This is a genomic window from Acinetobacter sp. LF10 (assembly GCF_048585715.1).
In the GTDB taxonomy this organism is placed as follows: Bacteria; Pseudomonadota; Gammaproteobacteria; order Pseudomonadales; family Moraxellaceae; genus Acinetobacter.
The window spans coordinates 1,900,844-1,914,958 of sequence record NZ_CP184160.1; the positions used below are offsets into that span (position 1 = coordinate 1,900,844).

Sequence of the window (14,115 nt, forward strand, 5' to 3'; positions counted from 1 at the left end):
AAAATGATCAGCATACATTTTGAAACACCACCAGAAATTGAACCGTTACTATTGAGCGGAAGAAAACAAACACGTCCAAGAGTCGTTGATGTCTATGAAGTGTTTTGCGCCTTGCTCTATATTCTAAAAAGTGGATGTCAATGGAGTATGCTTCCTCGAGACTTTCCACCTAAAAGCACTGTGCATTATTACTTCTCAATTTGGAATAGAAAACCATCAGAAACTGAACCTAGCATACTTGAGCAGGCTTTAAAAAAATGTGGTTGGCGAGGCCGGTATCAACAATGGACGGAAAGAACAAACGAGCTTTATCATCATTGATTCACAAAGTGTAAAAAACACAGATACCGCACGTAATAAAGGCTATGACGCTGGTAAAAGAGTTTCAGGGATTAAAAGACATATCATTGTTGATACTCAAGGTCTGCCTCATGGAATATTTATTACGACAGCAGATAAAACAGATCGTCAAGGTGCATTAGATGCCATAACTTTACATAGAGACACCTTACAAAATGTAGAGGTTGTACTTGTTGATGGTGGTTATACAGGCGAACCCTTTTCTTTGGCTGTTAATGATTTAATCAGAGCGCGAGTTGAAGTTGCTAAACGAAGTGAATTACATAAATTTGCAGTCATACCACAACGCTGGGTTGTGGAAAGATCATTTGCTTGGTTAGAAAAATGTAGAAGGCTTTGGAAAAACTGTGAAAAGCACCTAAATACGAGCCTTCAGTTCATTAATTTAGCCTTTTTAAGGCTACTTTTGCATAGAAAATATTCTGGATAGGTTCTAAGATGAATACTAAAAACCCCACAAAACCAATTCATACTCTATAGTAAATCTGTTAAAAATAGCATACACTCATGGAATGAGTTATTCAGAACATTTTAGAAAGAAAGTATTAGCTAAGCTTGAAGAAGGATATTCTATTCGAGCTGTTGCTGCTCAATTTGAAATTGATAAAAATACGATTGTCCAATGGAAGAAACGTATAGAGATCAAAAGAACTCATCCACGTAAACCTTCTAAAATCGATAATGATGCTTTACGTGCTGATGTTGAAAAATATCTTGATGACTATCAATATGAACGGGCTGCACGTTTTGGATGTGGAGCTTCATCTATTGGTGATGCTTTAAAACGCCTAGGTATTACAATAAAAAAAAGACGCTAAGTCACCCAAAAGCTAACTCAGAACTTAGAGAAAGATTTATTGAACAAATAGAGTTATTAGAAAAAATTCATCCTATTGTCTACCTTGATGAAAGTGGCTTCAAGTCACATGATCATAGACCTAATGGTTATTCGCAAAGAGGAAAACCATGCTTTGGACAATATAATTGGCAGTTAAAAAATCAGACCAATGCAATTGGAGCAATTCATCAACAGAAATTGTTTGCAGTAGGATTATTTGATTGCAAAATCAATGCTGATGTTTTTCATTTTTGGGTTGAGCGATTACTGATCCCTGAATTACCGAAGAATAGTAGTGTGGTTATGGATAATGCAACATTTCATAAAAGAGCGGATACTCAGGCGTTATTGGAACAACAAGGGCATCAGATACTTTGGCTTCCTGCATACAGTCCTGATTTAAATCCTATAGAAAAGATGTGGGCATGGGTTAAACGCAAGCGTAAAGAGTGGTTGGTTGATTCAATTGATCAATTATTTCGGTTGTTTTTCAATAAATGTATGAATAATTAAACGGTTTTACTATATTGAGTGAATGAATGATTTGCAAAATTGCACAGAAACCAGCAGCAATGACTAAAACTCAAACTTAGTTTATGAATAAACCATATAAAAACAAAAACAGTTGTAAATTCTCATTCACAACTGTTTTATAAATTAATCTATAAATGATTTAAATAAATTTATTTCGCAGCCATACGAATACCGCCATCTAAGCGGATCACTTCACCATTTAAATATGAATTTTCAGCAATATGCGCAACCAAACGACCAAATTCTTCAGGACGTCCCAAACGTGATGGATAAGGCACCATTTGCCCTAAGGCATCTTGTACATTTTGAGGTAAGCCTTTCAGCATTGGAGTTTCCATAATCCCTGGTGCAATGGTTAAAACACGAATTTGATGACGTGCTAACTCTCGCGCAATTGGAAGCGTCATCGCAACTACAGCACCTTTTGATGCCGAATAAGCCGCTTGTCCAATTTGCCCATCAAAAGCAGCAACAGAAGCCGTATTTACAATCACCCCACGATCTTCATCACCTTCAGCAACAATATTTTTACTCATTGCATCTGCTGCGAAACGCAACATGTTAAATGTACCCGTCACGTTGATATGTAAGGTTTTTGAGAACATAGCTAAATCATGTACAGATTCTTTGCCCACAACTTTTGCTGAGGGTCCAATCCCTGCACAGTTGATTAGCCCATATACCGCACCATGTTTTGCAACAACATCTTTAAAGAATTGCTCTGCAGCTTGCTCATCAGTTACATCTAATTTTACAAATTCAGCCTGCGCACCTAATACCTGTACCTGCTGTTCACCCGCTTCAGTGTTCATATCGACTAAGGTAACTGTCGCACCTCGTTTTATTAGAACTTCTGCTGTTGCAGCCCCTAAACCAGAGCCACCACCAGTAATAACAAAATGTTTTCCTTGAATTTTCATGTCCATTTCCTCGTAAATTAAAGATATAAATTTTTACAAGCGAGAGTAAAGCCAAGTTTTTTCCGATACAATTCCTAAAAGTAGCAAAAATGATGCGACTTTTGAGCATTCAACCTATTTACTCTCCTATATTTCATTCCTGTATGAGCAAAAGCACCGATCTCGATCTTAATTCCGCTAAGGATACAATTTCAATTGCTTTGATTCGTGAAGCATTCAGTGTTGCTGCAAGTCGAGGTTTAGATATTGTCAATATTGCCAATCAAGCGGGCATTTCAGTCGAACTTCTCAGCTCAACTAAAGCCCGTGTTCCAGTGACGCAATGTGCGCAATTGTGGATTGAACTGGCTGAACAAATGAATGATGAGTTTTTGGGGATGGATCGCCACCCAATGCGTCGAGGGAGCTATAGCCTATTAGCAAAATTAGCATTCAGTGCCGAAACCTTAGAACAAGCTATTCAAGAAATCTTAAAGTTTCTGAGTTTAGTGTTAGATGACATTCAAGGTGAATTGATTCAACAAGGTGCAAAAGCATACTTAATTCTGCATGATCGTGAACATCCTAAACGAATGTTTACCTATTCGACCTATTTGATGTTAGTCCATAGTTTAATGTGTTGGCTGAGTGACCAGCACATCTCTTTTCAGAAAATGACCTTTAAATGTCATCAACCTGTCGAAATACAGGATTATCGTGTTCGTTTTTGCGAAGATATTCAATTTAATGCTGATCAAAATCTCATTGAGTTTGATGCAAATTACCTCAAACACAAAATCAAAAAAGATAAACAAGCTTTAAATGACTTTCTCAGACAAACGCCTTATAACCTAATTGTTCGCTTTAAAAATGAAAATTCTTTAAGCTTGCAAATACGTCGTCAACTGCTTTTACAGCCACCTTCAGAGTGGGATGAACTCAAAGAAGTTGCCCAACAACTGAATATGTCAACGGCAACGATTCAACGCCGCCTCAAACAAGAAGGCGTCAGTTATCAGCAACTTAAAAATGATATTCGCTGTGATATTGCAATTGAACGGCTCAGTAAAAGCAATGATTCAATTCAGAACATCAGTGATGATTTGCATTTCCATGATCCGAGTGCATTTCATCGTGCTTTTAAAAAATGGACAGGCGTCAGTCCAGGTGCTTACCGCGCAAATACACTAAAACACACGCCCAATACTTCTTTATAAAATCAAACTACTGCTAGATTTTATCAATTCGGAAGGATTCTAACCAAAAGCATCTCTAAACCTAAATTGAAAATTTCATCATAATGTTCAGTTGTCCAATATGGTAAAGTTTGTGCTAACTACCCGCATAACGCGCAAGTACCCACAACAAAATCTAAAACTGAGATTACCTCAGAACCATAAAAAATTACACAATAATCGGCTGGGTACTTGTCGCAGTTGATGCGAAAGTTAGGCAGTCACAGCAAGTCCTACTCATCATCACAACTTAGCCACATACCAACTTTATTATTATCAATTACACATAGAAAGCTATCACGACTATGACCTGTGACGGGTTGCCATCCATTTTCAGTAAAATTACTAAAATACTTAGGGCTTGAAAACTCGTCTATAAAGGCATCATGAATATTCATCAACTCAATATCATCTAGTCTGTTCCCTGAACCATATCTGATAGCATCTTTCGCCATCCTCATAAAGCAAGCAGAAAACTCATTACGATTAATCTCATTAAGACCATTTTGAGGTAAGGTTATAGCATTAGTTTCGCTGAGCCAAGGGTAAAACTCATATTCATTATTTTTTGCAATTACAAGCTCAATACCCTGATAGTCAACAGTATTAGATATATTGGGGGTATAAACATATCCAAAATAGCAATCTTGCCATAATTCCATATGTTGATTGAATATATGTTTAATATCCATTTTACATGCCTAACAAGGGTTATTGATCATCTAGTACTTTAATATCTAAGACAGAATGTCCCTATCACAGTATGATGACTTCTGCTTCCATAATTAAGGTGTATTGCCAACATTGTGAAATTGAGGCAGCGTTCTATTTACTTCTCAAAGGTTCGTATAAATGTATTTACCTGAAATTTTTGAAGAAAAAAATCTTAAAAAATTATACCAACTGATCCAAGACTACCCTTTTGCGACATTAATTAGTCGTAATGCAGAAGGTTTGGAAGCCAATCATTTACCCTTTCATTTATTATTTGATGAAAACAATCAAACCGCAACTTTAGTTGCCCATATTGCGAAGAATAATCCTCTGCATACTCAAATTGAAGACGGTGCAGAAGTTTTAATTATCTTTCAAAGTGAGCAAGGCTATATTTCACCAAACTGGTATCCAAGTAAACAGCAGCACCATCAACATGTACCAACTTGGAACTATCAAGTGGTTCACGTTAAAGGAACGATAACCTTCTTAACAGATGAAAAAGTATTACGTGGTATTTTGGCTAAACTCACCCGCACCCATGAAGCTAAACAAGAAACACCATGGAAAATGTCGGATGCACCAAGTGAATACATTGCTCAAGAGCTAAAAAACATCGTCGGGATTGAAATTCAGATTTCACACATTACAGGCAAATTTAAACTGAGCCAAAATCGAGAAAAAATAGATGCTTTAGGTGTTATCGACGGACTGCAAAAACAAGGTAATCACCATTTAGCAAATGCCGTAGAACAATATATTGAGGATTAAGCCTGCTTTTGCCCTAGACTGACACGATCATTGCCACCATAATCTTTGATGGTTTGAACCCGTTCAAAACCTAACTGCTCAAAGATTTCACGTACCAATTGCCCCTGATCATAACCATGCTCAAGCACAATCCAGCCATTCGGTTTGAGCCAGTCTTTCCCTTGAGTAATAATGGTTTCAATATCAGCCATCCCCTGCTTATCTGCAATCAATGCTCGCTCAGGTTCAGACTTGAGCTTTTGCATATGTACATCTTCAGGGTCAATATACGGCGGATTGGATACAATCAGATCAAATTGTTGTTGCTCTAAAGCTTCAAACCAAGCCCCACAAGCGAACTTCACTTGCATCAGCCCGTGTCGAACTGCATTGTCCTGCGCCACGTCTAAAGTTGGTGCGTATATATCAGTTGCAGTGACTTGCCATTGCGGACGCTCACTTGCGAGCGCCAAAGCAATTGCGCCTGTTCCTGTGCCTAAATCCACAATATTCGCGTGTTGATCGAGCGGCAGTTTGAGCACCATTTCTACCAAAATTTCGGTATCTGGACGTGGCACTAAAGTGTCATGTGTCACTTTTAAATCGAGCGTCCAAAACGGTTGTGAACCAGTGACATAAGCCAATGGTTCGCCCTGTTCAATACGCGCAAGCCCTTCTAAAAAAGCCTGTTCCTGTATTTCAGTCAACTCTTGCTTAAGTCTTAATTTGAGTTCTAAAGCATTGATACCTAGAAGGTGTTCAAGTAGCCATACCGCTTCTTGACGTTCATAGCTATCAATTTCACCTTTGATTTCTAAGGCTTGAGCAATATTCATTAGCCGCCATTTTCCTGCGCAAGCATTGCCAACTGATCCGCTTGATATTCACGATGTAAGCTATCTAGCAATTCAGTTAAATCACCTTCCATAATCGCATCCAACTTATATAAAGTCAGGTTGATACGGTGATCCGTCATACGACCTTGCGGATAATTATAGGTACGAATACGTTCAGAACGATCACCTGAACCGACTAAATCACGGCGCATTTCTGAAGTTGCTGCATCAGCCGCAGCACGTTTCGCATTTTCTAAACGTGACACTAACAAAGCCATCGCTTTGGCTTTGTTTTTATGCTGTGAACGCTCTTCTTGACATTCCACCACCACACCCGATGGAATATGAGTAATACGTACCGCAGAATCGGTTTTGTTAATGTGCTGACCACCCGCACCTGACGCACGATAGGTATCAATGCGCAGATCGGCGGGATTAATTTCGACTGTAGTATCTACATCCACTTCTGGCAGAATCGCAACGGTACACGCTGAGGTGTGTACACGACCTTGAGATTCAGTCGCAGGTACACGTTGAACACGGTGTGCACCACTCTCAAATTTCAAACGGCCATAGACGCCTTCACCATCAATACGGCAAATGATTTCTTTATAACCACCATGCTCGCCTTCATTTTCAGAAAGCACTTCAATACGCCAACTTTGTGTTTCAGCATATTTGCTATACATACGGAATAAATCACCCGAAAAGATCGCTGCTTCATCACCACCTGTTCCAGCACGAATTTCAAGGTAGGCTGCATTGGCATCATTTGGATCTTTCGGAATCATTAGAACATTTAATTGTTCTTCGAGATCAACTAGAAGCGCTTTATTTTCTTTAATTTCTTCTTCAGCCATATCTTTGAAATCGGGATCTGATTTCATTGTTTCAGCCGTTTCAATATCTTCTTCCGCTTGACGATATTTGCTCCAAACCTCAGTGATTTCTGTTAAATCATTATGTTCACGAGACAATTTACGAAAACGTTTATTGTCCGAAATTACTTCTACATCAGCGAGCAATGCAGTCAGCTCTTCGTGACGATCACAAAGTTGATCCAGTCTTAAACGGAGTGATGCTTTCATGGGCGGAATATCTCAAAACTAAAGACTCAGTGCCAATCAAAATAATGAAGCACGAGCAAAATCAAAAAATTGCGCATAGTTTACAGATTCTAGGGCTTAAAAGACATAGAGAAACTAGGTAACTTACCAATCCCCTATTATTTCATGACAATTTCATCGTTTTTTAGTATGTATAGGTTATTCTATTACCTGAGCTTCGATATAAATAATCAAAGATAAATTAGAATGATAAAACAATAGGATAAACCATGAATAATTTAATAAACCGCCCAACACTCGCATTCACAGCCGCAAGCTAGTTTGCTGTCTTTATTGGTGTTTGAACCGTATCGAGATTGTCGGAGACAACTTTTCTTGAGAAGATATTCCGATGACAAATTTGAAATATACACCTGAAATCAAAGAACGAGCAGTACGCTTACTCCTCGAATCTGAAAAAGACTATCCCTCGACTTGGGCAGCAATCACAGCAATTGCACCTAAAATTGGTTGTACTCCTGAAACACTTCGTAGTTGGCATAAGAAGTTTCTTGACCTTCAAAATCCTGTTCAAGTTCAACTCCTATCAGATCAGCAACGAATCAAACAACTTGAACGCGAAAATAAAGAACTCCAACGGGCGAATGAAATACTTCGTAAAGCTGCTGCTTTTTTCGCCCAGGCGGAACTCGACCGCCCACACAAGTAATGGTTGATTTTATTCGTAAACATCAAATTCACTATGGTGTTGAAGTGATGTGCAGCATATTGCCAATCGCATCATCTAGGTACTATCGCCAACTTAACCTTGCTGAAAACCCTGAAAAACGTTCAAAGCGAGATTTACATGACCAACACTATGCAGAGCAAATCAAACGAATTTGGCAGGAAAGTTCAGGTCGTTATGGTGTACGCAAAGTGTGGAAACAGTTGAAACAACAAGGTTATTCTGTGGCACGCTGTACAGTTAATCGGTTAATGAAGCAGCTTGATATACAAGGTGTTTGGCGTGGTAAGAATAAACGTACGACACGACATCATGAAGATCAAAAGTGAGCTGATGATTTGGTAAAGCGTAACTTTAATGCAAAGCATCCGAATCATCTTTGGGTCGCTGACTTCACCTATATTCAAACTGTATCAGGTTGGGTATATACCGCTTTTATTATTGATGTATTTTCAAGGGCGATTGTGGGTTGGAAGGTATCGACAAGAATGAATACTGACATGGTGCTCGATGCTCTGGAGCAAGCACTACATGATCGAGGTATGCCTGAAGATGTCATTCACCATAGTGATCGAGGCGCACAATATCTTTCAATTCGGTATACAAATCGCTTGGCAACTGCAAATTTAAGAGCATCCGTTGGTACAACTGGAGACTCATATGATAATGCGTTGGCTGAGACAGTGAATGGTTTATATAAAACAGAGGTGATTGAATATTTAAAATCAGGTTGGTCGGGCTTGGCTGATGTTGAATTGGCAACATTGGATTGGGTTGATTGGTTCAACAAAAAAACGACTACACAGCGCAATTGGCTATGTTTCACCTTTTCAGTTTGAAGCAATGTACTCTGATAGGATGAATGTGTTAGGTTTCGTGACCTAACATAAATAAACTCTCTCCGATATAGTCGGTACGATTCAATCAAGCAAAACCTAAAATTGAAATCGTTTCTAGGCCGTAGCCGCAATGCGATACAAACACAAATATGGATTGCACTAATCGCGTATTTACTGGTAAGTTTTGCGAAAAATATGGCACAAGAAGGATGGAGTGTTCAAAGATTATTAAGAATTATTCAGGTGAACTTATTTGAAAGGAAACCATTGAAGGCTCTGTTTTTACCTGACAAAAAGTGGAATAAACAAGAAGAACCTCAACTGAGGTTCTTCTTGTGATATTTGTGGGACAGCAGTGAGTCACCATACTTTTTAATATGCTTAACTTCCTAAGCCCCAACGTAAATTATGAAAATACTGTTGCTTTAGCTTGCATATACACTTGGTTGCCATTATAAAATGTCAACAGACCCTACTTAAAACCAACCGAATTATCATAGAAAAGTCTGTCTATAACAATGTCTTGATAGGTGAAATAAATTGTCAATTATTCCATAATTTCACAAATAAAAAGCAAATTTCATCACTCTTTTCTTTTTATACCACCTTCCAAGATTAAAATTCGAGATGAAATTTATTCAGTTTTTTGCAGCCCATCCCACTGCGCTTCATACTCTTTCGACTTCTTTAAATTCTTAGCTAAGCCAAAACCGCCATTTTCATATAAACGCGCCAAATCCAACAATGCTTCATTTTCACCCTGCTCTACCGCGAGTGAATAATATTCGGCTGCTTTTTTATAATTTTTTTCAACGCCCTTACCTTCTTCATAAACATAAGCAATATTAGACGAACCTAAGCCATTTTCAGCTTTAGAGGCTAACGTAAACAGACGTAAAGCTTCTTTATAATCTTGCTTTAAACCTGCTTTGCCTTCCAAATAGAAAATACCAAGATTGTTAATTGCTGAAGATTCATCTTGCTTTACAGCTAACTGATAGTAATGTAATGCTTTTTTAAGGTCCTGAGCGACTTCATCATTCCCATCACTATACAAATGACCTAATTCAGCTTGTGCAAGATCCAATCCCGCATCAGCAGATTTGGTCATCCATTCCAAGCCTTTTTTAGTATTAATACTAACGCCGTCATCGCCATAGAGGTATAAAAAACCTAAATAATACTGAGCGTATAATTGCCCTTTTTGTGCCGCCTGTGTATACCACTTTAACGCTGTGGGATTATCTTCTTCAGCCCCTTCGCCATAATCATACATATACCCTACGGAAAAAAGTGCATCAGCATTTCCCTTTGCAGCCGCCTTTTTGAACCATTCTAATGCTTTACCAAAATCTTGATCGACATCATTTCCATAATAATAAGCATCTCCAAGATTATTTTGGGCAATCGCATCACCGCTTTTTGCTTGTTGAACGAGCTCTTGAGTAAAAGATACATCCTCAGCTTGAGCTAAAGAAATTGCGCCCACACTTAATAATATTGAAAATACGATATTCTTTAATTTCATTATTGAACCTACTTTGGTACATTTTTATGCAGATACATTCTAGCGGCTAAACAACTTAAGTAAATGTATATTTATATTTCCATATAAATCAAAAGTTAATTTTTATTAATTTATAAAAAGCACAGAACAAATAGACAGTTTGCCAAAATATTAAGCATGCCATTTTCGGTTTGCATGCTAAACTATGCATTGCTTTGAAAAAGGATAGTCCTTCTATGCGGTTTGTTCATCTCGGTATCCATACAGAATTTTCGATTACGGAATCGATTGTTCGCATACCTGATTTGGTCAAAGCTGCCGTTAAAGATGACATGCCTGCGCTTGCATTAACAGACTTATCCAACTTGCACGCTGCGGTGAAATTTTATGAAGCTTGTTTAAAAAAAGGCATTAAACCTGTTTTAGGCAGTGTCATTCGACTGAATGACGCAGAGCATCGCGCAACCTTATTAGCTATGAGCAGTAAAGGGTGGCGAAATCTAACCGAAATCGTATCTCGGGGCTTTATTGAAGGACAACAACTTAGTATCCCATGCGTACAAAAAGAATGGATACTTGAACAATCAGAAGATTTAATTGTATTGCTTGGACAGCATAGTGATGTCGGCAAAATGCTTTGTTCATCCAATCCACAAAAAGCAGAACCTTTATTAGAAGCATGGATTGAAAAGTTTGGTAATCGTGTTTATTTAGCATTAACACGTACTGAACGTGTTGGTGAAGAAGATTTTATTCAACAAGCCGTTAAACTCGCTGCTAAATATCAAATTGGTGTCGTTGCACATAATGATGTTCACTTTGTTGAACAAGATGATTTTGAAGCACATGAAGCACGTGTGTGTATTGCTGATGGTTATGTACTTGGTGACGATAAACGTCCTAAGAATTATAGCTCTGAACAGTATTTTAAAACTGGTGAGCAAATGTCTGAACTATTTTCAGACATCCCAAGTGCAATTGAAAATACTTACCAGATCGCAAAACGTTGTAATGTTGCCTTACAACTCGGGACTTATTTCTTACCTGATTTCCCGATCCCAGATGGTTATACCATCGACACCTATTTCGAACATTTATCTCGTACAGGTTTAGAGGAACGCTTAAATCACCTTTATCCTATTGCTGAACGTGATGAAGATTGGGCTGAGATTCGTCAGCCCTATGATGATCGTATTAAGTACGAAGTCGATATTATTTTAAAAATGGGCTTTCCAGGTTACTTCCTGATTGTCATGGACTTTATTCAATGGGCAAAAAATAATGGCGTACCTGTAGGGCCAGGACGTGGTTCGGGTGCTGGTTCATTAGTTGCCTACAGTTTAAAAATTACTGATCTTGATCCATTACGTTATGACCTACTTTTCGAACGTTTCTTAAACCCTGAACGTGTCTCAATGCCCGATTTTGACGTCGATTTCTGTATTGCAGGTCGAGACCGAGTGATCGAATATGTTGCACAAAACTATGGTCGTGAAGCCGTTTCACAGATTGCAACCTTTGGTACGATGGCTGCAAAAGGTGCCATCCGAGACGTTGCACGAGTTCTAGGCAAATCTTACGGTTTGGCTGACCGCATTTCTAAAATGATTCCAACTAAGCCACTGGGTGTTGATTTAGCAACTGCGATTGACATGGAACCACAGCTCAAAGACATTGTGACCAACCCATCAAATCCAGATAATGATGATGCTGCTGAAATTTGGGAAATGGCACTTAAGCTCGAAGGCATTACACGAAACACAGGGAAACATGCAGGTGGTGTGGTCATTGCACCCGGCAAAATTACCGATTATTCAGCGGTACTTTGTGAAGCAGATGGAACAAGCCGTGTTGCCCAATACGATAAAGATGATGTCGAAGCCGCAGGTCTGGTCAAATTTGACTTCTTGGGGTTACGTAACCTAACGGTGATTGAAGATGCCGTTCAAAATATTAATAAAAGAATTAAATCTGAGATTCCACTCGAAATTGCCAATGTTCCGTTGGATGACAAAGATGCCTATTTAGTCTTTGCGGATGCGAATACAACTGCGGTATTCCAGTTTGAATCCGTCGGCATGAAAAAAATGCTTAAGGAAGCACGACCAAGTAAATTCGAAGAAATTATTGCTTTCGTTTCTTTATACCGCCCCGGTCCAATGGATCTAATTCCAGACTTTATCCATCGTATGCATGGTGGTGAGTTCGAATATCTACATCCATTGCTAGAAGGCGTATTGGAACCTACCTATGGGATTATGGTTTACCAAGAACAGGTGATGCAAGCAGCACAGTTCTGCGCAGGCTATACGCTTGGTGGTGCAGATTTACTGCGCCGCGCCATGGGTAAAAAGAAACCTGAAGAAATGGTTAAACAGCGCCAAATCTTTATTGAAGGTGCTGCAAAAAAAGAGATTGATGAAGCAACAGCAAACCATATCTTCGACTATATGGAAAAGTTCGCAGGTTATGGATTTAACAAATCACATGCCGCAGCCTATGCCCTTGTTGCCTATCACACTGCATGGCTAAAAGCACATTATCCATCAGAATTTATGGCAGCCGTTTTATCATCAGAAATGCAGAATACGGACAGTATCGTATTCTTAATTGATGACTGCCGTAATAATAAATTAGAAGTGCTACCGCCTTCCGTAAATATGTCTTTGTATCATTTCCACGCCAGTGATGAGAAAACCATTGTTTATGGTCTCGGTGCAATTAAAGGTGTCGGCGAACAAGCGATGCAGTCGGTCATCGACTCACGCATCAATGAAGGTCCATACAAAGATTTATTCGATTTCTGTCATCGAATCGACCTGAAAAAGATCAATAAACGTACCTTAGAAGCCTTAATTCGTGCGGGTGCGTTGGATTGTTTAGGCATTGAACGTTCAAGCTTAATGGCTCAATTGCCTGAAGCTGTTCAAGCAGCCGACCAAGCACGAACTAACCGTGAAACGGGTATCATGGATTTATTTGGTGAAGTTGAAGAAGTTCAACGCAAACCTGCTAAACCTGTGAAACCGTGGTCAGACGAAGTTCGCCTTAAAGGTGAAAAAGATACGCTTGGATTGTATCTCACTGGTCATCCGATTGATGTCTATCGCCCAGAATTAAAGTCATTTATTCCAGCGAAATTAAATGAACTCACCCCGACACGTCGTGGTGTCACGACCGTCTTTGCTGGTTTAGTCGTTGATATTGCCAACTTCCCGAACCGTATCATGATTACAGTAGATGATGGCACTGCTCGTGTTGAAATCAGCTGTAATCATGAACGTTTTCAACGTTATAAAGAAATCGTTCGTCTAGAACAAGTAATTGTTATCGAAGGCGAAATTTATGAGCGTGAGGGTTTTGATCGCCCGATGGCTCGTTTGAGTAAAGCTTTTAGCCTCAATGAAATCCGCCAAAAACGTGCCCAAAGTATTCAAATTCGTCTCCCTCAAGATTTAATGACCAAATCTTTAGCCAAAGATTTACAGGCAATTTTATTACCTTATTGCAATGTCGATATGTGTCAGCATATTGCTTTACAAATCCAACTTGAACAAAGCTTTGCGACAGCAGAATTGCATCTAGGCCCGCAATGGAAAGTCGCACCTTTAGATGAATTGCTAGGCAAGCTACGTGATTATTTTGGTAAGGACGCGATTTTTATTGAATATCAAGTGAAGTCAAAAGCTGCAAAAGTAGCAGAAGCGCCTAAAGTAACGACAGTTGCACCACCACCTGAAAACATGTCTATGGATGAAGCGCTTGATCTATATCAAGCTGAAATCTCTCAATACTCTTAATTTTGGATG

11 protein-coding genes, 2 pseudogenes and 1 other annotated feature are annotated in these 14,115 nt (G+C 38.9%); of the genes and pseudogenes, 8 read left to right on the top strand and 5 right to left on the bottom strand.

The features are described from left to right. Positions 1 to 3 precede the first annotated feature (3 nt). The 3 genes from ACN19N_RS09230 to ACN19N_RS09240 all read left to right on the top strand — a co-directional run bounded on the left by ACN19N_RS09230 (position 4) and on the right by ACN19N_RS09240 (position 1,711). Positions 4 to 790 (top strand): IS5 family transposase gene (locus ACN19N_RS09230; protein WP_420001181.1). Its coding sequence is split into 2 segments (ribosomal slippage): positions 4 to 252 and positions 254 to 790, totalling 786 coding nucleotides; the frame shifts between segments, so codons are not numbered across the junction. A gap of 82 nt (positions 791 to 872) precedes the next feature. Then, entirely contained in the window at positions 873 to 1,178 is a 306-nt protein-coding gene (locus tag ACN19N_RS09235; protein WP_420001182.1) for an IS630 transposase-related protein, read from the top strand. 38 nt (positions 1,179 to 1,216) lie between these two features. Continuing rightward, positions 1,217 to 1,711 carry an IS630 family transposase gene (locus tag ACN19N_RS09240; protein WP_269239689.1) on the top strand — a complete coding sequence of 165 codons (495 nt, stop codon included), beginning with the start codon at positions 1,217 to 1,219 and terminating at the stop codon, positions 1,709 to 1,711. Between the two features lie 170 nt (positions 1,712 to 1,881). On the opposite strand, the gene ACN19N_RS09245 is transcribed toward ACN19N_RS09240, so the two are convergent. Next, positions 1,882 to 2,652: an SDR family NAD(P)-dependent oxidoreductase gene (locus ACN19N_RS09245; RefSeq protein ID WP_269238102.1), complete on the bottom strand. Its 771-nt coding sequence runs from the start codon at positions 2,650 to 2,652 to the stop codon at positions 1,882 to 1,884. 143 nt (positions 2,653 to 2,795) lie between these two features. Here ACN19N_RS09245 and ACN19N_RS09250 point away from each other — a divergent pair, with 143 nt between their 5' ends. After that, the gene (locus ACN19N_RS09250) at positions 2,796 to 3,848 is read left to right on the top strand and encodes an AraC family transcriptional regulator (RefSeq protein WP_420001183.1); all 1,053 of its coding nucleotides are present in this window, start codon (positions 2,796 to 2,798) and stop codon (positions 3,846 to 3,848) included. A gap of 251 nt (positions 3,849 to 4,099) precedes the next feature. On the opposite strand, the gene ACN19N_RS09255 is transcribed toward ACN19N_RS09250, so the two are convergent. Then, a complete protein-coding gene (locus ACN19N_RS09255; protein ID WP_269238104.1) occupies positions 4,100 to 4,558 on the bottom strand; it encodes a hypothetical protein in 459 nt (152 codons plus the stop codon). Positions 4,559 to 4,718: 160 nt separating this feature from the next. On the opposite strand from ACN19N_RS09255, the gene ACN19N_RS09260 reads away from it, so the two are divergent. Further along, positions 4,719 to 5,351, top strand: a complete 633-nt coding sequence (locus tag ACN19N_RS09260) for an FMN-binding negative transcriptional regulator (RefSeq protein WP_269238105.1) — start codon at positions 4,719 to 4,721, stop codon at positions 5,349 to 5,351. Here ACN19N_RS09260 and prmC read toward each other — a convergent pair. Both prmC and prfA read right to left on the bottom strand, forming a co-directional pair. Then, positions 5,348 to 6,166: a peptide chain release factor N(5)-glutamine methyltransferase gene (gene prmC, locus ACN19N_RS09265; protein WP_420001184.1), complete on the bottom strand. Its 819-nt coding sequence runs from the start codon at positions 6,164 to 6,166 to the stop codon at positions 5,348 to 5,350. The two genes, ACN19N_RS09260 and prmC, sit on opposite strands and share 4 nt — an antisense overlap. Next, positions 6,166 to 7,254: a peptide chain release factor 1 gene (prfA, locus tag ACN19N_RS09270; protein ID WP_004662494.1), complete on the bottom strand. Its 1,089-nt coding sequence runs from the start codon at positions 7,252 to 7,254 to the stop codon at positions 6,166 to 6,168. Before prfA ends, prmC begins: the two co-directional genes overlap by 1 nt. A gap of 370 nt (positions 7,255 to 7,624) precedes the next feature. Between prfA and ACN19N_RS09275 the strand changes: the two are divergent. After that, positions 7,625 to 8,845: pseudogene (locus ACN19N_RS09275) on the top strand (IS3 family transposase). Then, positions 7,900 to 8,016, top strand: a sequence feature (AL1L pseudoknot). (Overlaps the previous pseudogene by 117 nt.) A 29-nt stretch (positions 8,846 to 8,874) precedes the next feature. Next, positions 8,875 to 9,138 (top strand): annotated as a pseudogene (locus ACN19N_RS09280) (IS4 family transposase); the annotation flags it as partial. Between the two features lie 295 nt (positions 9,139 to 9,433). Here ACN19N_RS09280 and ACN19N_RS09285 read toward each other — a convergent pair. Continuing rightward, positions 9,434 to 10,327 carry an SEL1-like repeat protein gene (locus tag ACN19N_RS09285; protein ID WP_420001185.1) on the bottom strand — a complete coding sequence of 298 codons (894 nt, stop codon included), beginning with the start codon at positions 10,325 to 10,327 and terminating at the stop codon, positions 9,434 to 9,436. A gap of 215 nt (positions 10,328 to 10,542) precedes the next feature. Between ACN19N_RS09285 and dnaE the strand changes: the two genes are divergently transcribed. Next, entirely contained in the window at positions 10,543 to 14,106 is a 3,564-nt protein-coding gene (dnaE, locus tag ACN19N_RS09290; RefSeq protein WP_420001186.1) for a DNA polymerase III subunit alpha, read from the top strand. The last annotated feature ends 9 nt before the right edge of the window (positions 14,107 to 14,115 follow it).